The 16620-nt window shown below is 73.2% G+C and carries 20 protein-coding genes; 9 read left to right on the top strand and 11 right to left on the bottom strand.

The features are described 5' to 3' along the window. Window positions 1–15: 15 nt before the first annotated feature. Complete coding sequence (locus BJ958_RS22775; protein WP_008356322.1) at window positions 16–117, bottom strand: 30S ribosomal protein bS22; 102 nt, start codon at window positions 115–117, stop codon at window positions 16–18. A 223-nt stretch (window positions 118–340) separates the two neighbouring features. Then, entirely contained in the window at window positions 341–556 is a 216-nt protein-coding gene (locus BJ958_RS22770; RefSeq protein ID WP_179729102.1) for a helix-turn-helix domain-containing protein, read from the bottom strand. A gap of 247 nt (window positions 557–803) precedes the next feature. Between BJ958_RS22770 and BJ958_RS29215 the strand changes: the two genes are divergently transcribed. The 4 genes from BJ958_RS29215 to BJ958_RS22750 all read left to right on the top strand — a co-directional run bounded on the left by BJ958_RS29215 (window position 804) and on the right by BJ958_RS22750 (window position 3708). Further along, window positions 804–1217, top strand: coding sequence for a hypothetical protein (locus tag BJ958_RS29215; protein ID WP_179729101.1), 414 nt, complete (start codon window positions 804–806; stop codon window positions 1215–1217). Continuing rightward, entirely contained in the window at window positions 1214–1834 is a 621-nt protein-coding gene (locus BJ958_RS22760; protein WP_179729100.1) for a TetR family transcriptional regulator, read from the top strand. The genes BJ958_RS29215 and BJ958_RS22760 overlap by 4 nt, the downstream gene beginning before the upstream one ends. A gap of 169 nt (window positions 1835–2003) precedes the next feature. Then, window positions 2004–2972: a tryptophan--tRNA ligase gene (trpS, locus tag BJ958_RS22755; RefSeq protein ID WP_179729099.1), complete on the top strand. Its 969-nt coding sequence runs from the start codon at window positions 2004–2006 to the stop codon at window positions 2970–2972. A 43-nt stretch (window positions 2973–3015) separates the two neighbouring features. Next, window positions 3016–3708 (top strand): HAD family hydrolase, encoded by a 693-nt coding sequence (locus BJ958_RS22750; RefSeq protein WP_179729098.1) that lies wholly within the window; start codon window positions 3016–3018, stop codon window positions 3706–3708. Window positions 3709–3718: 10 nt separating this feature from the next. Here the strand turns inward: BJ958_RS22750 and proC are convergent, their stop codons facing one another. The 7 genes from proC to BJ958_RS22715 all read right to left on the bottom strand — a co-directional run bounded on the left by proC (window position 3719) and on the right by BJ958_RS22715 (window position 9289). After that, window positions 3719–4537, bottom strand: a complete 819-nt coding sequence (gene proC, locus BJ958_RS22745; RefSeq protein ID WP_343052770.1) for a pyrroline-5-carboxylate reductase — start codon at window positions 4535–4537, stop codon at window positions 3719–3721. Further along, on the bottom strand, window positions 4534–5391 hold the full coding sequence (locus BJ958_RS22740; protein WP_179729097.1) for a proline dehydrogenase family protein: 858 nt from the start codon (window positions 5389–5391) through the stop codon (window positions 4534–4536). The genes proC and BJ958_RS22740 overlap by 4 nt, the downstream gene beginning before the upstream one ends. Window positions 5392–5453: 62 nt before the next feature. Next, window positions 5454–6188: an ABC transporter permease gene (locus tag BJ958_RS22735; protein WP_179729096.1), complete on the bottom strand. Its 735-nt coding sequence runs from the start codon at window positions 6186–6188 to the stop codon at window positions 5454–5456. Then, a complete protein-coding gene (locus BJ958_RS22730; RefSeq protein WP_179729095.1) occupies window positions 6185–6901 on the bottom strand; it encodes an ABC transporter ATP-binding protein in 717 nt (238 codons plus the stop codon). The genes BJ958_RS22735 and BJ958_RS22730 overlap by 4 nt, the downstream gene beginning before the upstream one ends. A 39-nt stretch (window positions 6902–6940) precedes the next feature. Continuing rightward, window positions 6941–7531: a TetR/AcrR family transcriptional regulator gene (locus tag BJ958_RS22725; protein ID WP_179729094.1), complete on the bottom strand. Its 591-nt coding sequence runs from the start codon at window positions 7529–7531 to the stop codon at window positions 6941–6943. Further along, window positions 7528–8340, bottom strand: coding sequence for a sugar phosphate isomerase/epimerase family protein (locus BJ958_RS22720; protein ID WP_179729093.1), 813 nt, complete (start codon window positions 8338–8340; stop codon window positions 7528–7530). Before BJ958_RS22720 ends, BJ958_RS22725 begins: the two co-directional genes overlap by 4 nt. Window positions 8341–8350: 10 nt before the next feature. Further along, a complete protein-coding gene (locus BJ958_RS22715; RefSeq protein WP_179729092.1) occupies window positions 8351–9289 on the bottom strand; it encodes a Ppx/GppA family phosphatase in 939 nt (312 codons plus the stop codon). A gap of 59 nt (window positions 9290–9348) precedes the next feature. Here BJ958_RS22715 and BJ958_RS22710 point away from each other — a divergent pair, with 59 nt between their 5' ends. The 3 genes from BJ958_RS22710 to BJ958_RS22700 all read left to right on the top strand — a co-directional run bounded on the left by BJ958_RS22710 (window position 9349) and on the right by BJ958_RS22700 (window position 11624). Further along, a complete protein-coding gene (locus BJ958_RS22710; RefSeq protein WP_179729091.1) occupies window positions 9349–10110 on the top strand; it encodes a DUF3109 family protein in 762 nt (253 codons plus the stop codon). 81 nt (window positions 10111–10191) lie between these two features. After that, the gene (locus BJ958_RS22705; RefSeq protein WP_179729090.1) at window positions 10192–10830 is read left to right on the top strand and encodes a VOC family protein; all 639 of its coding nucleotides are present in this window, start codon (window positions 10192–10194) and stop codon (window positions 10828–10830) included. Window positions 10831–10919: 89 nt separating this feature from the next. After that, window positions 10920–11624 (top strand): methyltransferase domain-containing protein, encoded by a 705-nt coding sequence (locus tag BJ958_RS22700; RefSeq protein ID WP_179729089.1) that lies wholly within the window; start codon window positions 10920–10922, stop codon window positions 11622–11624. On the opposite strand, the gene BJ958_RS22695 is transcribed toward BJ958_RS22700, so the two are convergent. Next, the gene (locus BJ958_RS22695; protein ID WP_179729088.1) at window positions 11599–12636 is read right to left on the bottom strand and encodes a substrate-binding domain-containing protein; all 1038 of its coding nucleotides are present in this window, start codon (window positions 12634–12636) and stop codon (window positions 11599–11601) included. The two genes, BJ958_RS22700 and BJ958_RS22695, sit on opposite strands and share 26 nt — an antisense overlap. Window positions 12637–12716: 80 nt before the next feature. Here BJ958_RS22695 and radA point away from each other — a divergent pair, with 80 nt between their 5' ends. Together radA and disA are read left to right on the top strand one after the other, a co-directional pair. After that, window positions 12717–14150: a DNA repair protein RadA gene (gene radA, locus BJ958_RS22690; protein WP_179729087.1), complete on the top strand. Its 1434-nt coding sequence runs from the start codon at window positions 12717–12719 to the stop codon at window positions 14148–14150. Window positions 14151–14271: 121 nt separating this feature from the next. Next, window positions 14272–15345 (top strand): DNA integrity scanning diadenylate cyclase DisA, encoded by a 1074-nt coding sequence (gene disA, locus BJ958_RS22685; protein ID WP_179729086.1) that lies wholly within the window; start codon window positions 14272–14274, stop codon window positions 15343–15345. On the opposite strand, the gene BJ958_RS22680 is transcribed toward disA, so the two are convergent. Further along, a complete protein-coding gene (locus BJ958_RS22680) occupies window positions 15302–16600 on the bottom strand; it encodes an esterase-like activity of phytase family protein (RefSeq protein ID WP_179729085.1) in 1299 nt (432 codons plus the stop codon). The two genes, disA and BJ958_RS22680, sit on opposite strands and share 44 nt — an antisense overlap. Window positions 16601–16620: the final 20 nt, after the last annotated feature.

Here is a 16620-nt window from a genome sequence, read left to right as displayed (position 1 = left end):
ACTGGCTTGCTCGGGTCACTTACCGAGCTTGCGACGCTGAACGCGCGTCTTCTTCAGCAGCTTGCGGTGCTTCTTCTTCGCCATGCGCTTGCGGCGCTTCTTGATGACAGAACCCACGTGGAACCTCTCCAGAGCGCCGGGCGCGGGCGCGCTCGGCGTGACGTACGACGCCCCGGGGACCCCGGAGCACCGGGTCAGCCTATCCGGAGCCTCGTGAGCGCGGTGAATCAGCGCAGGAGATGGGATGAAGATCGCACCGCCACCGAGGAGCACGGCGGCGCAGGAACCACCTCTGAAGAGGCGATTCCTGCATCGGCGACTGCCATGTGCCGGATCGGCCTCAGCCGGCGGAGTAGAAGGACTTGCGCAGGTACTCGTTGACGTCGTCCTCGGTGACCCGGAACGAGCGACCCACCCGGACGGCCGGGAGCTCTCCGCCGTGGACCAGGCGGTAGACGGTCATCTTGGAGACCCGCATCACCGAGGCGACCTCGGCGATGGTGAGGAACTTCGGGTCGGGCAGGGACTCGGCGCGCTCGCGCGACGAAGGAGTCATGACACACCAACTTTCCGCGTCCGAGGTCACCGCCTTCCCCAGCTGTGATCCGCCGGACGCCACTGGCGTGAGAATAGGGCCAGATGTGACTCGTGGGGAAGAGATGCACCATTGAAACTTTCCCGCTCCGGCGTGTCGACTTGACCGCCCCTGGAACGAGGACGTTGTCCCGCGGCTCTTGTCGTACACGCGTGTTCGACTTACGATCTTGAACATCGTTGTTCAACTTCGTTCCAGGAGGTGTCAGGTGGCCAGCCGACAGATCCGCAGGTTCGCGCTCCACTACGGCGAGATGGTCGCCGCCATGCTGATCGGCATGGCCGTGCTCTGGCCGCTGTGGCTGCTCACGACGACCGCCGCCGGCGACACCTCGTGGCTGCGCTCGGAGAGCGTCGAGACGCTCGTCATGGCCACCACGATGGCGCTGCCGATGGCCGGCTGGATGCGCGTGCGCGGCCACCGCTGGGCCCCGGTCGCCGAGATGTGCGCCGTCATGTACGCCGGGTTCGCGGTCGCCCTGCCCCTGTACTGGACCGGCGTGCTCGACGCCGGTGGCCTGATGCTGGTCGGTCACGTCGCGATGTTCGTGCTGATGCTGGCGGCGATGGCGTGGCGGTGGGAGGAGTACGCCGGGTGCCACCGGACGATGATGGCGTCGTGACCACGCGTACCGACCGTCCGCAGCGAGCCGACGCCCGCCGCAACGTGGAGGCCATCCTCGATGCGGCCACCGCGACCCTGGCCCGCGACCCGGACGCCAGCGTCAACGACATCGCGAAGGCGGCGGGGGTCGGCCGGGTGACCCTCTACGGCCACTTCGAGAACCGGGGCGTGCTCGTGGCGGCGGTGGTCGCGCGGGCGATGCAGGACTCGGAGGTGTCGCTGCGCGGCGTCGACCTCTCCGGGGATCCCGCGGCCGCGCTGGTCCGGCTGATCGAGGCGACCTGGCAGGTGACCCTGCGCTACGGCGCCCTCGTGGTCGCCGCGGAGAAGAGCCTGCCGGCCGCCGACCTGGCCGCGGCGCACGACGAGCCGCGCGAGCGCGTCGAGCGGCTGCTCGGCCGTGGCCGGGACGCCGGCAGGTTCCGCGCGGACCTCCCCGTCTCCTGGCTGGTCACGACGATGCACACGGTGACCCATGCCGCTGCGACCTCGGTGTACGCCGGTGAGCTGGCCGCCGACCAGGGGGCGCGGGCGATCGCGGCCACGATGCTCGGGCTGCTGACGCCGCCGGGCGAGGTGGTGCCGGACCTCGACGCGCTGCGCGCCGCTGGCTGAGCGTGCGATGATCGTGGGGTGTCGACCTCGATGACCTTCTCCTGGTGGCCCGCCTGACGGCGGCCGCCTCCTCGACACACCCTTCACCACCGGCCGCCCACGGGCGGCCGTCGTGCTTCTCCGGACCGGTTCCGGCGCCCGTGGGCCTCGTCTCCCAGGAGCCAGCACCATGTCCAGCACCCCGTCTCGACGTCTCTCCCTGCTCACCCCGAGCGGTCGGCTGACCCTCGGCAACCTGCTCGGCGCGCTGCGACCGATGCGGGCCGCCCAGGCCGGCGCCGAGTGCTTCTACGGCATCTCCGACCTGCACGCCCTGACCACGCCCCGCTCCCCCGACGTGCTGCGAGCCGCGATCACCGAGCAGTCGACCCTGCTGCTGGCGGCCGGCCTCGACGCCAGCACCCTGTTCCGGCAGAGCCAGGTCCCGGCGCACGCGGAGCTGTCCTACCTGCTCGAGTGCGTCGCCACGACGGGCGAGCTCGGCCGGATGATCCAGTTCAAGGAGAAGTCGCGCCGCCAGCAGTCGGTACGGACCTCGCTGCTCACCTACCCGGTGCTGATGGCCGCCGACATCCTGCTCTACCGGCCGACCCACGTGCCGGTCGGCGACGACCAGCGCCAGCACATGGAGCTCACCCGCGACCTCGCGCTGCGCTTCAACACCACCTACGGCGAGGTGTTCACGGTCCCCGAGATCACCGTGCCCACGGCCGGTGCACGGGTGATGGACCTGGCCGACCCGACCAGCAAGATGAGCAAGTCCGGACCCGACGCCGGGGCGATCGCGCTGCTCGACCCGCCGGACGTCGTACGCCGCAAGGTCGCCCGCGCCGTCACCGACTCCGACACCGGGCCGGCAGCGGTCCGGTCCGATCGCGAGACCAAGCCGGGCGTCACGAACCTGCTCGAGATCCTCACCGCCTGTGGCGGGTCGCCGGAGGGGATCACGACCTACGGCGCGCTCAAGGCAGCCGTCACCGACGCTGTCGTCGCCGAGCTGGCGCCGCTGCAGGCGAGGTACCGGGAGCTGGCCGCGGACCCGGTGCACGTGAGCGAGACCTACCGCAGCGGGGCCGAGCGCTGCCGCGAGGTGACCGCGCCGGTGCTGGCAGCCGCGCGGACGGCGATGGGGTTGTGAGGGGGCGCGAACGGTGTCGGTGGCCGCTGGCAGACTGCTCCGCATGACGTTCCAGGCCCTGCTCCTCGACCTGGACGACACCCTGGTGGACCACCGCGGCGCCTCCGAGCGCGGCGTGCGGGCGTGGCTGTCCGGGCTCGGCCTCGCGGACTCGCCGGCCGAGCTCGAGACCCACGTGGAGCGCTGGTTCGTGCTCGAGGCGCGCCACTACGAGCGCGCCCAGCGGGGCGAGGTCAGCTACCTCGAGCACCGACGGGCGCGGATCCGCGACTTCCTGCCGGGCTGGGACCTGGCCGACGACACCCTCGCCGACGACGTCTACGCGGGCTTCCTCGGCTGCTACCGGGCCGCGTGGCGGGCCTTCGACGACGCGGCTGCGGCGATCTCGCGGGCCCGCGCGGCGGGGCTGCCGGTCGGCATCCTCACCAACGGCGAGCTCCCGATCCAGACCGAGAAGCTGCGCCGCACCGGCCTGCTCCGCTCCGACGTCCCGGTGTTCGCGTCCTCCGCGCTCCCGGCCGCGAAGCCCGACCCGCGGTCCTACCTGACCGCGTGCGCGTCACTCGGAGCCGATCCCGCCGCGACGCTGATGGTCGGCGACTCCCTGCGCCACGACGTCGTCGGCGCGCAGCGGGCCGGGCTGCAGGCGCGCCTGCTCGACCGTCACGGCCGCCACGACGCCCGGCGGTCGGGCATGCGGGTGCGGACGGTGCGCAGCCTGGCGGAGGTGGCCTGACCCGGACCGCTCAGGAGCCGAGCTCGCGCGAGCGGTCCCGGGCGGCCTCGAGGGCGGCGAGGAAGGCGGCACGCACGCGGTGCACCTCGAGCTCGCGCAGGGCCGCCGCCGTCGTACCGCCGGGCGAGGTGACCTGCTCGCGCAGCACCGCCGGGTGCTCCCCGGTCTCGCGCAGCATGGTCGCCGAGCCGACCAGGGTCTGGATGACGAGCTCCTGGGCGATGGTGCGCGGCAGGCCGAGGTGGACGCCGGCCTCGATCATCGACTCGACCACGAAGAAGACGTAGGCCGGACCGGAGCCGCTGATCGCCGTGACGGCGTCCTGCTGCTTCTCGGGCACCCGCACCACGCGGCCGACCGACGCCATCAGCTCCTCGGCCTCGGCGAGGTGGCTCTCGTCGCAGTGCGTGCCGGGCGAGATCGCCGCCATGCCCTGGTCGACGAGGGCGGGCGTGTTGGGCATGACCCGGACGACGGCGACGCCGTCGGGCACACGGGCCTCCACGAAGCCGGTGGTGATGCCGGCGGCGAGGGAGACCAGGAGCTGGCCGGGCCGCAGCGCCGGGCCGAGCTCGGTGAGCACGTCGGCCATGTCCTGCGGCTTGACGACGAGCAGGACGGTCTCGGCCACCGCGGCCTCGGTGACGTCGTTGACGACGCGGACGCCGTACCTCCCGGCGAGCTCGGCAGCGCGCTCGGTCCGCTTCTCGACGACCACGAGCGCCTCAGCGCTCCGGCCGGCCCGGATCAGGCCGGACAGGAGGGTCTCCCCCATCACACCGGCACCGATGACTGCGGTCCGCTTCTCGCCCACGCCCTGCTCACTCACCTTCTGGAGACCAACGACGTGAGGAAGAGTCTCAGGTCGGCGGGACGCTCCGCCACTCGTCCCACCAGGTAGCCGTGCCACGCGGCGCCGTAGGCCAGGCGGACCCGTACCTGCTCGCCCCTCGCTGCCAGTCGCCGCTGCTCGGGCACCCGGATGCCGTCGCGCATCTGGATCTCGTACGTCGAGGGGGCGCGACCGTACCTGCTCGCGAGGGCGGCCGCGATCTCGACCAGCCGGGGGTCGTGGGTGGCGATCATCGGGTAGCCGTCGCCTGCGAGCAGCACCTTGAGGCAGCGCACGTAGGACTTGTCGACCTCGGCCACGTCGGTCGCGCCGCCGCGCTCGAGCCGCACCCGGCTGCCGGTGGCGCTCAGCGCCCGGCAGTCGTCCTCCGTCCGGGGCTCTCCCGCACGCAGGGCCACCCCGACGTCGGGGAACTCGGCTCGCAGCGCAGCGACCAGGGCGAGGGTCGCGTCGACATCGCCCGACGCGGGCTGCTCCACGGTCACGGTGGCGCCGACCCGGGCCGCGGTGCGGCAGACCTTGCGGGCGCCGCCGAGCAGCGGCTCGCCGAGCACCTCCGGCCGGACGGCCACGTCGGTGCCGGCGGCCAGGCCGGCATCGGCGAGCCGGTCGAGGAGGGTCCGGTACGCCGCCACGGCAGCGAACGCCTCCGCCTCGGTCCGCGCCGGCGCCGCCAGCAGGTCGATGCCGACCGGGAACCCGTGCGCGGCCAGCCCCGCGGCGGCCCGGACCACGTCGTCGACCCGCTCACCGGCCACCAGCTGGCGCAGGACCCGGCGCATCGGCGCGCTGCGGGACAGCAGCGTCAGGGTGTCCCGCAGCGGTCGCATGCCCCAAAAGTAGGGGGTGTCTGGTCATCCACCGGCCCTTCGGGGGCTTGCGGTGACGCCGATCAGTCGGTACGACGCCGGAGGGTCGCCGCGCCGAGGGCGAGCGCCGCCACGGCGAACGCCACGACGATGCCGACGTCGCGCCACACCGCGCCGGTGCGGGTCGTGGTCGCGAGGTGCTCCATCGCGTCGACCGCCCAGGTCAGGGGCATCACGTCGGCGACCTTCTCGAGCACCTGGGGCAGGCGGTCGCGCGGGACGATCAGCCCGCAGAGCAGGATCTGCGGGACCACGATCGCCGGCAGGAACTGCACGGCCTGGAACTCGGTGCGGGCGAAGGCGGAGACGAACAGGCCGAGCGCCGTGCCGAGGACGGCGTCGACGACACCCACGAGCAGGAGCAGCACGTCGGGGCCGCGCAGGTCGAGGTCGAGCAGCCCGATCGCGACGCTCGCGGCGAGGGCGGCCTGCACGGCGGCGATCGCACCGAAGGCCAGCGCGTAGCCGACCAGGAAGTCGAGGCGGCCCATCGGCATCGTGAACAGCCGCTCCAGGGTGCCGCCGGAGCGTTCGCGCAGCGTGGTGATGCTGGTGACGAGGAACATCACGAAGAACGGGAAGATCGCGAGCAGGGCCGGCCCGATCCGGTCGAAGACGAAGGACTGGTCCTGGAAGATCCACCACAGCAGCACCTGCAGCAGGCACGGGAGCACGAGCAGCATCGCCAACGTGCGGTGGTCGCGGCGCAGCTGGGTCAGCACGCGTACGGCGATCGCCAGGGTCACCCGGGGCGTCATGCCGTCTCCCTCCCCTCCACGAGGGCCAGGAACGCCGACTCGATGTCGGAGACGCCCTGCGCCGCCTTGATCGCGGCCGGGGGGCCGTGGGCGATGATCCGGCCCTCGCGCATCAGCAGCAGTGTGTCGCAGCGCTCCGCCTCGTCCATCACGTGGCTGGACACGAGGACCGCCGTACCCGCCGCGGCGATGCGGTGGAACAGCGCCCACAGGTCGCGGCGCAGCACGGGGTCGAGGCCGACGGTCGGCTCGTCGAGCACCAGCAGCCTGGGGTTGCCGAGCAGGGCCACGGCCAGCCCGACCCGGGAGCGCTGGCCGCCGCTGAGCCGGCCGACGACGGCATCGCGCCGACCGCCCAGGTCGACCGCCGACAGGGAGTCCTCGGCCGCGGCGGGCGACAGGCCCAGCACCCGCGCGAAGAACCGGAGGTTCTCGAGGACCGTCAGGTCGTCGTACACGCTGGAGGACTGGGTCTGGTAGCCGACGCGGTCGCGCAGCGGCGCGCTGCCGGCCGGCTCGCCGAGCACCGTCACCGAGCCGGCGGCGACGCGCTGCACCCCGACGATCGAGCGCAGCAGCGTGGACTTCCCGCAACCGGACGGGCCGAGCAGGCCGGTCACCCCCGCGCCGACGACCAGGTCGAGGCCGTCGATCACCGTCGTGCCGCCGCGCACGACACGGAGCCCGGCGACCTCGACGACGGAATTCATCATGTGTTGAACAATGCGCCTCCCGGTCGGCACGCGCAAGGGTCAGGGAAGGGGGCCGGCGAGGAAGCCGTCGAGCACGGGGGCGTACGTCGCCACCAGGGTGTCGACGTCCATCGCCACGATCGCGTCGGCACGCACGACGTAGCGCAGCACGATCACCCCGATCACCTGGCTCGCGACCAGCTGCATGCGCCGCTCGGGCCGGTCGACCCCGAGCGCCGCTCCCAGCGGCACCAGCACGACGGGGAGGAAGCCGCCGCGGAACAGCGCGTCGCCGCCGGGCTCGATCAGCCGGCGCACCATCGCGAGCAGCGCCGGCCGGAGCGCCGGGTCGTCCCAGACGCCGATGAGCGCCCGCAGCAGCCGCTCGCCGGCGCCCTCGACCGGGCCGACGACCTGCTCGGCGAGCACGGCCCGCGGGTCGACCGGCAGCTCGAGGGCGGCCACGAACAGGTCGTCCTTCGAGCCGAAGTAGTGGTGCACCAGCGCCGGGTCCACGCCGGCGTCGCCGGCGACCCCGCGGATCGTCGTACCGGCGAAGCCCGACTCGGCGAACCGGGCGCGGGCCGCAGCGAGGATGGCCGCGCGCGTGTCCGGGCTGCCACGGCGCCGGCCGCGGGTCGCGGCGGTCACGAGCCGCCCTCGGCCCGAACGGCGCCCAGGTGCTCGATCGCGAACTCCAGCGACTCGCGCAGGTCGGCCTCCCGCTCCTCGCGCGTCGTGCAGCGCCGGGTGTTGATCTCGAGCACCACCTCACCGGCGAACCCGGTCGCTGCGAGGTGGCGCAGGAAGACGTCGGCCCCCATGTCGCCGCGCCCCGGGACGAGGTGCTCGTCCTTCGCGGAGTCGGTGCCGTCGGTCAGGTGGACGTGCCGCAGCCGCGAACCGAGCCGTTCGGCCATCGCGACCGGGTCGGACTGCGCGATCGCCGCGTGGGACAGGTCGATCGTCGTGTTGGCGTAGGGCTCGTCCGAGGGATCCCAGCCGGGCAGGTACATCTCGAGGCGACGGCGCGAGGCCCGCCACGGGTACATGTTCTCCACGGCGAACGCGATGCCCGAGGACTCCTCGAGCGCGGCGATGCCGTTGACGAAGTCGCGCGCGTACTCCCTCTGCCAGCGGAACGGCGGGTGCACGACGACGACCTCGGCGCCGACCTCCCTCGCCATGGCCGCGGACCGCTCGAGCTTGCCCCACGGCTCGACGCCCCAGACCCGTTGCGTGAACAGCAGGCAGGGCGCGTGGATCGCGCTGATCGGGAGCCCGTGGTGCTCGGAGAGCTGGCGCACGGCGTCGACCTGCTGGGACAGCGCGTCGATGCCGACCATCACCTCGACCGCCTCGTAGCCGACCGACGCGGCGTAGGCGAACGCATGGGCCGTCGACTCCGGGTAGACCGAGCTCGTGGAGAGCCCGATCCGGGGACGGCCCGGGTCGTTCATGCCCGGGCACTCATGACGGGTCGTTGACGCTGAGCTTGTCGATCCGCTCGAGGATCACACCCTCGCGCAGGGCCCACGGGCAGATCTCCAGCTCGGACAGGTCGAAGATGTCCATGCAGGCCTCGGCAACCAGCGCCCCGGGGACGATCTGGTGGGTGCGGCTCGGGGAGACGCCGGGCAGCGCAGCCAGCTCCTCGGGCGTCATGGCGACCAGCTTCGGGATCCACTGGCGCAGCTCCGCGAGCGGCAGGGTCCGCGGCACCAGCGGGCCGTCGGCGGACGGCGCCGCGCCGCAGATCCGGGCCAGGGAGCGGAAGGTCTTCGAGGTCGCGGACGCGCGGTGCGTCGTACCTGCGCGCAGGAGGTGCCCGGCGTCGCGGGCGATGTCGGCCCGGATCCGGCGCCGGATCTGGCGCAGCTGCTCCTCGTCGGGCTGGGCCGCGAACTCGGACCGGGCCAGCCGGGCCGCGCCCAGCGGCAGCGACCACGCGACGTCGGGCCGCTCGTCGGACCCGGCCGCGATCTCCAGCGAGCCGCCGCCGATGTCGAACACCGCGAGGCGGCCGGCCGACCAGCCGAACCAGCGGCGTACGGCCAGGAAGGTCAGCCGCGCCTCGTCCTCGCCCGGCAGCACGGCGATCCGCACCCCGGTCTCGGCCTCGACGTGGGTCAGCACCTGCTCGGAGTTGCCGGCGTCGCGGACCGCGGAGGTCGCGAAGGACAGCATCTCCTCGCAGCCCTTCTCCTCGGCCACCACCAGCGCCTGCGCGGTGAACGCGGTCAGCGCGGCGATGCCGGTCGGCGACACGTCGCCGTTGTCGTCGAGGTGCTCGGCCAGCCGCAGCGGCTCCTTGTAGGAGTACGCCGGCAGCGGCGCCGCACCTCCGTGGGCGTCGACCACCAGCAGGTGGCCGGTGTTCGAGCCGATGTCGAGCACACCCAGACGCATGTGTCCACGGTACTAGCCGCGGGCTCGCCCGCGACCACGCGACCACTACTGTGGGGTGAGTGCCCGAGGTCCCGCTCGACTTCCCCCGTGCGTGGGTGGAGTTCACCAATCCGGCCGACGAGTCCGAGGTCCTCAAGTGCGACCTCACCTGGCTCACGTCGTCCTTCACCTGCATCTTCGGCAGCGGCTGCGCCGGCATCTACGCCGACTCCCCCGACGTCGGCTGCTGCACCCTCGGCGCGCACTTCGCCGACAAGGCCGACGAGAAGCGGGTCGCGGCGTACGTCGACCAGCTGACCCCGGCGCACTGGCAGTCCCACCCGGGCCGCCCGGTCAAGCGCAAGGACTGGGTCGAGAAGGACGAGGACGGCGAGCGGAAGACCCGCATGCACGAGGTCGACGGCCAGCGTTCGTGCGTCTTCTCCAACCGCCCCGGCTTCGGCGCCGGCGCCGGCTGCGCGCTGCACGGCCTCGCGCTCGAGCTCGGGCTCAACCCGCTGGAGACCAAGCCGGACGTGTGCTGGCAGCTGCCCATCCGGCGTACGTTCCGCGAGGTCGAGCGGATGGACGGGACGTCGTACGTCGAGGTCACCATCACCGAGTACGACCGCCGCGGCTGGGGCGCCGGCGGGCACGACCTGGACTGGTACTGCTCCGGCAACACCGAGGCCCACGTCGGCGTCGAGCCGGTCTACGTCACCAACGCGGCCGAGCTCGTGGCGCTGATGGGGCAGGACGCCTACGACGAGCTGGTGCGGCACTGCGAGGCCCACCTGCGCTCACGATCGGCCCTCGCACTGCACCCGGCAGACCCTCGCTGAGCCCTCACCCAGCAGTCTCGACGTCAAGAGACAGGGACCCCGATTCGTCGGACCTCTCAGGACATGCTCAGAATGTCTGGCATGCGCCTGGATCATCTCTCCTACGCGGCCGGCCCCGACGGACTCGCGAGCACGGCAGCCCGCCTGGGTGCGGCGATCGGGCGTGAGTTCGTCGACGGTGGCGTCCACCCCCGCTTCGGCACGCGCAACATGATCCTCCCGCTGACCGACCGCACCTACCTCGAGGTCGTCGAGGCGCTGGACCACCCGGCGTCCGACAAGGCGCCCTTCGGTCAGGCCGTCAAGGCCCGCTCCGCCCTCGGCGGCGGCTGGCTCGGCTGGGCCGTCGCGGTGCCCGACATCACCATCGTCGAGGAGCGCCTCGGCCGTTCGGCCGTCCCCGGCTCGCGGCACCGCCCCGACGGCACCGAGCTGCGCTGGAAGCAGATCGGCATCAACGGCCTCATCGCCGACCCGCAGCTGCCGTTCTTCCTGCAGTGGGACGTCCCCGCCGACCTCCACCCCTCGACCGGCGCCGACGGCACCGTGTCCCTCGCGGGCATCGAGATCGCCGGTGACCCGCAGCGGGTCAGCGAGTGGCTCGGCGAGACCGTCGAGGCGCCGCTGGAGGACGTCAAGGTCGAGTGGGTCGCCCCGCACGGCACGCCCGGCATCCTCGCCGCCCAGGTGCTCACGCCCAACGGCATCGTCCGCATCTGATTGGCTCGCTCCGCTCGCAGGTCGGGCGCCCTTCGGGCGCCTCGCAGCGCACCATCACCCGACCCGCGGCGATCCCGCAGCACCTCGCCGTGAAGCAGCCGCCCGGCACCGTGCCCAGCCCCAACATCTGGCACCACACCGCGACGTACGAGCTCGAGAACCGCGCCGCCGATCCCGACGGCCGGCTCTGGGCAGCGATGCAGGCGCGTGCCGACTGGGGCGGCCGCACCGTGCTCGACCTCGGCTGCGGCTCCGGCTTCCACCTGCCGGCGTTCGCGGCGACGGCGGCGCACGTGGTCGGCGTCGAGCCGCACGCCGGGCTCGCCCGGCTGGCGGCCCGCCGGCTGCGCACGCGTCAGGTCGCCAACGCCGAGGTCCGGCAGGGCACGGCGCAGCAGGTCCCGCTCCCCGACGCGTCGGTCGACGTCGTGCACGCGCGCTGGGCCTACTTCTTCGGCCGCGGCTGCGAGCCCGGCCTGGTCGAGCTCGACCGCGTCGTACGACGGGGCGGGGTCGCCCTCGTCATCGACAACGACGGCTCCCGCTCGACCTTCGGGAGCTGGTTCCGCCGCGGCTACCCGCACCTCGACCCGCCCGAGGAGACCGAGCGGTTCTGGAGCCTGCGGGGCTGGACGCTGGACCGGGTGGACATGGGATGGCGGTTCGCGTCGCGTGCGGACCTGGAGGCCGTCGTGCGCATCGAGCTCAGCCGGGAGGTCGCCGACCAGGTGCTCAGCGAGCACCAGGGGCTCGAGGTCGACTACGCGGTCAACCTCTGGTCGAAGAGCTTCTGACCTCCAGCGTCGGCTGGAGCAGCACGCCGCTCTCGGCCCCATGACCGGGCGCGAGCAGGGCGCGGAGCGCGGCGACCAGGTGGACCGCCACCTCCTCGAGCGGCTGACGGACCGAGGTCAGGCCCATCACCTGGGCGACCTGCGAGTCGTCGAAGCCGACGACGCCGACGTCGCGCCCGGGCTTGAGGCCGCGGTCGGACAATGCGCCCAGGACGCCGACCGCGAGCGTGTCGGAAGCGCAGACGAACGCCGTCGGCGCACTCGACCCGAGCAGTGACGCGGCCGCACGTCCTCCGGCCAGGACGCCGTCCTCGACGGCTGCCTCCAGGCCGGCGGTCGGCAGACCGAGCGCGGTCATGGCGCGGTGCCAGCCGGCCCGCCGGTCCTCACCGATGCGCGAGCCCGGCTGCCAGCCCAGCCACGCGATCCGCTCGTGGCCCTGCGCGCGCAGGTGCTCGGTGGCCGCGGCGATGCCGGCCGCGCCGTCGACGTCGACCCACGGGTGGGCCGCGCCCGGGTCGTCCCAGGGCCGCCCGAAGGCCACGAACGGCGCGCGGCGCTGGGCGAGACCGATGGTCTGCGGGTTGCCGAGATAGGTGTCGGTGACGACGAACGCGTCGACCGCGGTGGAGCGCAGCAGGTCGTCGTACCCACCGAGAGGGTCGGGCAGCTCGCCCTCCGCGACGCGGCCGCCGGAGAAGAGCAGCACGTGGTAGCCGGCCTCGCGCGAGGCCTCCACCAACGCGTGCACGAACCGGTCCATCGCCATGTTGGCGGTGAACTCCTGCGCCGGTCCCAGCCGCAGGCCGACCAGGTGCGAGGAACGGGTGCGCAGGTGGCGGGCGGCCTGGTTGGGCGTGTAGTCGAGGTGCTCGATGGCGTCCTGCACCCGCGCCAGGGTGTCGGGCCGGAGCAGGTCGGGGTTGTTGATCGCGTTGGACACCGTCTGCCGGGAGACGCCGGCCCGCTCGGCGACGTCGGCGAGGGTGGCCGGCGGGCGAGGAGTGTCCACCTCGCGATTCTTCCACGTCGTTCTCCACAGCCGCCGCGTGCCAGGACCGTTCCGTCGGCGGTCTGCTCTACTGTCGTGCCATGGCTGGTTCGAAAACACGTTCGACCTATCGCTGCAGCGAGTGCGGCTGGTCCACGGCACGCTGGGTGGGCCGGTGCGGCGAGTGCCAGGCCTGGGGCTCGGTGTCCGAGGTCGCGGTCGCGAGCGCCGGTCCCTCCAGCCGCACGGCGGCCGCCCCGGTCACGAGTGCCGCCGTCCCCATCGGCCAGGTGTCGGCCGAGCGGGCCGTCCACCACCGCTCGGGCGTGCCCGAGCTCGACCGGGTCCTCGGCGGCGGGTTGGTGCCCGGCGCCGCGGTGCTGCTGGCCGGCGAGCCCGGCGTCGGCAAGTCGACCCTGCTGCTCGAGGTGGCCGCGCGCACCGCCGCCGGCCGGCAGCGCACGCTCTACGTGACCGGCGAGGAGTCGGCCGCCCAGGTCCGGCTGCGCGCCGACCGCACCGGCGGCATCCACGACCAGCTCTACCTCGCTGCCGAGACGGACCTGGGCGCGGTCCTCACCCACATCGAGCAGGTGCGGCCGAGCACCGTCGTCATCGACTCGGTGCAGACGATCAGCGCCTCGGGCGTCGACGGCGTGCCCGGTGGCGTGACCCAGGTCAAGGAGGTCGCGCAGGCGCTGGTGCGGATGGCCAAGAGCCGCGACATCACCGTGGTGATGATCGGCCACGTCACCAAGGACGGCGCCATCGCCGGCCCGCGCGTGCTGGAGCACCTCGTCGACGTCGTGCTCCACTTCGAGGGCGACCGCAACTCCCGGTTCCGGATGCTCCGCGCGGTCAAGAACCGGTTCGGTCCTGTCGACGAGGTCGGCTGCTTCGACCTCGGCCCCGACGGGATCCGCACCGTCGAGGACCCCACCGGCATCTTCGTCGAGCGGCACCACGGACGGGTCCCCGGCACCTGCGTCGCCGTCTCGATGGAAGGTCGCCGCCCCCTGCTGGCCGAGGTGCAGGGTCTGGTGACCCTCTCCCCCGCCGAGCGACCGCGACGGACCACCTCCGGCATCGACAGCTCCCGGCTGGCGATGATCCTCGCCGTGCTGCAGCAGCACTGCGGCATCCGGCTCCACCAGCACGACGTGTTCGCCTCGACGGTCGGCGGCGCCCGGCTCAGCGACCCCGGTGCCGATCTCGCCCTGGCGGTCGCGATCGCCTCCGCCCACTTCGTCAGCGCTCCGCCCGCCGGCGTCGTGGCTCTCGGCGAGATCGGCCTCTCCGGCGAGCTGCGCCGGGTCCGCGACCTGCCGCAGCGGCTCGCCGAGGCCGCCCGGCTCGGCTTCGCCATGGCCGTCGTCCCCGCCGACCCCGGCACCGCCCAGGGCGCCCGCCGCAGCGGCGGCCGGGAGCGCAAGGTCGACGGCATGCGGGTGATCGAGGTCCCCGACGTCGCCTCCGCCCTGGTCGCGCTGCACCTCGACCGGCGAACCAAGCACGCGCTGGAGGTGGTCGAATAGACGCGGACTCGGCGCCGACACTCACATCCGAGGACACCGCCTGACGAATATCCAGGCATGAGGGACACCCCGCGCGGATAGGGTGAGACCTGTCCGAGCAGCACATCAGCAGGGAGCACCAGTGGTCACGTCGGCCGATCCCCGACTCCGCGAGGCCCTCGCGTCCATCGCCCCCGGCACGCCGTTGCGCGACGGTCTCGAGCGGATCCTCCGCGGCCGGACCGGAGCGCTGATCGTGCTCGGCCAGGACCGACTGGTCGACAGCCTGTGCACGGGTGGCTTCGAGCTCGACGTCCCGTTCACCGCCACGGGCCTGCGCGAGCTGGCCAAGATGGACGGCGCGATCATCGTCGACGGCGCCGTGAACCGGATCATCCGTGCCGCGGTGCACCTGATGCCCGACCAGAGCATCCCCTCGGAGGAGACCGGCACCCGCCACCGGACGGCCGACCGGGTCGCCAAGCAGACCGGGCACCCGGTGATCTCCGTGTCGCAGTCGATGCAGATCATCGCGGCCTACGTCGGGGAGACCCGCCACGTCCTGGAGGACTCCGGCCAGATCCTGTCCCGCGCCAACCAGGCGCTCGCGACCCTGGAGCGCTACAAGCTGCGCCTCGACGAGGTCTCCAGCACGCTGTCCGCGCTGGAGATCGAGGACCTGGTGACGGTGCGCGACGTCGCGGTCGTGGCCCAGCGCCTGGAGATGGTCAGCCGGATCGCCCGCGAGATCGAGGACTACGTGCTCGAGCTCGGCACCGACGGACGCCTGCTGGCCCTGCAGCTCGAGGAGCTGGTGACCGGCGTCGACACCGAGCGCGAGCTGGTGATCCGCGACTACGCGCCGACCCGGCGACGCAGCCGCGAGCCGGGCGACCTCCTCGGCAAGCTCGAGCAGCTGTCCTCGACCGACCTCGTCGACCCGTCGGCGGTGGCGAAGGTCCTCGGCATCGGCACCGGCGAGCACCTCGACGGCGCGGTCGCCCCGCGCGGCTACCGCCTGCTCACCAAGGTGCCGCGGCTGCCCGCCAACGTCATCGAGGGCCTGGTCGACCACTTCGGCACGCTGCAGAAGCTGCTGTCCGCCGGCATCGACGACCTGCAGGCCGTCGAGGGGGTGGGCGAGCTGCGTGCCCGCAGCGTCCGCGAGGGACTCAGCCGGCTCGCAGAGTCAACCATCCTCGAGCGCTACGTCTGAGGCCGCTCAGCACCCGCCCTGCGCGACCGCCGGACCCCCGGCGACGGCGACGGCGATGGACCTGGCTGACCTGAGCGACGCCGGGGATCGCACGCGCGGCGAAGTTGTCGTCGGCGACCATCACCAGGCTTCGCTCGCCGGTCGGAAGAGCCGGTCCCCAGGTGATCCCCTCGACGATGCCCGGCTGGACGCCGAGGTCGGCGAGGTCGAGCAGCAGCTCCTTGGACAGGGGCCGGACAGGCAGCCCGCTCGCCAGCGACTCGACCCCCGCGACGTCGGTGGCGGCTCCGGATCCGGCGCTGCCCGGGGCCGGGAGGTCGACTCCGTAGATCCGGATCCGGGTCCCCTGCCCGACCACCACGGTGCGTTCCAGCACCAGGTAGCGGCCCGGCCGCGCGGGATCGGCGAGCACCGCCGCGACACCGTTCGCACCGGGTGCTCCGCCGACCGGGTCGAGCGGGTAGGCGTACTGCGCCTGCAGCGCTCCTCCGCGGTTCTGGACGGACAGGCGCACGAGAGCGCCGTTCGTCGCCGTCGGCTCGGGACCGTCCTGCAGCAGCGGGCCCTCGAGGACCGAGGTCACCTCGCGGCCGCAGTCGGCGAAGGTGAAGGCCTCCAGGCCGAGGTTGGCCCGCGGGCCGTACGGGCCGGCGGCGACGTGCAGCGCCTCGGGCAGGCGGAGCTGGCCGGCGAAGGTCCCGTCCGGGAGCGCCCGCCGGATCGACGGGTCGGAGAGGAACCGCGGCGTCCCGGTCTGCCGGTCGCCCTCCTGGCTCCACCACAGGTCGCCCGAGCGTGGATCGACGCGGACGTCCTCCGGATCGACCGTGGCCCGGCGGTCGCACACGGGCGCGCCCTGCTGGCAGCCCGAGGCCGTCCAGGCGCTCAGCGACGGGTAGGCGGCACCGTCGTCCCGCAGCAGGACGCTGGCGCCGGTCAGCCGCACGTCGGGGGCACCTGCCGAGAGGTCGATGGTCGCCGAGTAGAACCGCGCCGGTCCGACCTCGGAGCGGTCGTCGGAGATCAGGTAGTAGGCGCCGGTGCGGGGATCGCGGTCGATGCCCGACAGGCCCCCCACGGTCGTCCCGGCGTAGCGCAGTCCCGACGCGATGGTGGTGACGCCGAGCAGGCGTGGCGCAGCTGTCGCCGTCGTCGTCACCTCGGCGCTGCCGGGTGGGACGGCCGGGCCGAGCGGCACGGAGAGGGTCGCGAGGGCAAGAGCGGAGACCAGGAGGAGCCGAGGGCGCTGACGCATGGCGCGATGCCAGCAGCAGC

It is taken from the genome of Nocardioides kongjuensis (genome assembly GCF_013409625.1).
GTDB lineage: Bacteria > Actinomycetota > Actinomycetes > Propionibacteriales > Nocardioidaceae > Nocardioides > Nocardioides kongjuensis.
This window is presented reverse-complemented; position numbering and strand designations above follow the sequence as displayed.

Excerpts from the sequence above, each read along its gene's own strand:
- BJ958_RS22770 (WP_179729102.1), bottom strand. The coding sequence starts at position 556 with ATGACTCCTTCGTCGCGCGAGCGCGCCGAGTCCCTGCCCGACCCGAAG.
- trpS (WP_179729099.1), top strand. The coding sequence starts at position 2,004 with ATGTCCAGCACCCCGTCTCGACGTCTCTCCCTGCTCACCCCGAGCGGT.
- BJ958_RS22750 (WP_179729098.1), top strand. The coding sequence starts at position 3,016 with ATGACGTTCCAGGCCCTGCTCCTCGACCTGGACGACACCCTGGTGGAC.
- BJ958_RS22740 (WP_179729097.1), bottom strand. The coding sequence starts at position 5,391 with ATGCGACCGCTGCGGGACACCCTGACGCTGCTGTCCCGCAGCGCGCCG.
- BJ958_RS22735 (WP_179729096.1), bottom strand. The coding sequence starts at position 6,188 with ATGACGCCCCGGGTGACCCTGGCGATCGCCGTACGCGTGCTGACCCAG.
- BJ958_RS22730 (WP_179729095.1), bottom strand. The coding sequence starts at position 6,901 with ATGATGAATTCCGTCGTCGAGGTCGCCGGGCTCCGTGTCGTGCGCGGC.
- BJ958_RS22720 (WP_179729093.1), bottom strand. The coding sequence starts at position 8,340 with ATGAACGACCCGGGCCGTCCCCGGATCGGGCTCTCCACGAGCTCGGTC.
- BJ958_RS22715 (WP_179729092.1), bottom strand. The coding sequence starts at position 9,289 with ATGCGTCTGGGTGTGCTCGACATCGGCTCGAACACCGGCCACCTGCTG.
- BJ958_RS22705 (WP_179729090.1), top strand. The coding sequence starts at position 10,192 with ATGCGCCTGGATCATCTCTCCTACGCGGCCGGCCCCGACGGACTCGCG.
- radA (WP_179729087.1), top strand. The coding sequence starts at position 12,717 with ATGGCTGGTTCGAAAACACGTTCGACCTATCGCTGCAGCGAGTGCGGC.
- BJ958_RS22680 (WP_179729085.1), bottom strand. The coding sequence starts at position 16,600 with ATGCGTCAGCGCCCTCGGCTCCTCCTGGTCTCCGCTCTTGCCCTCGCG.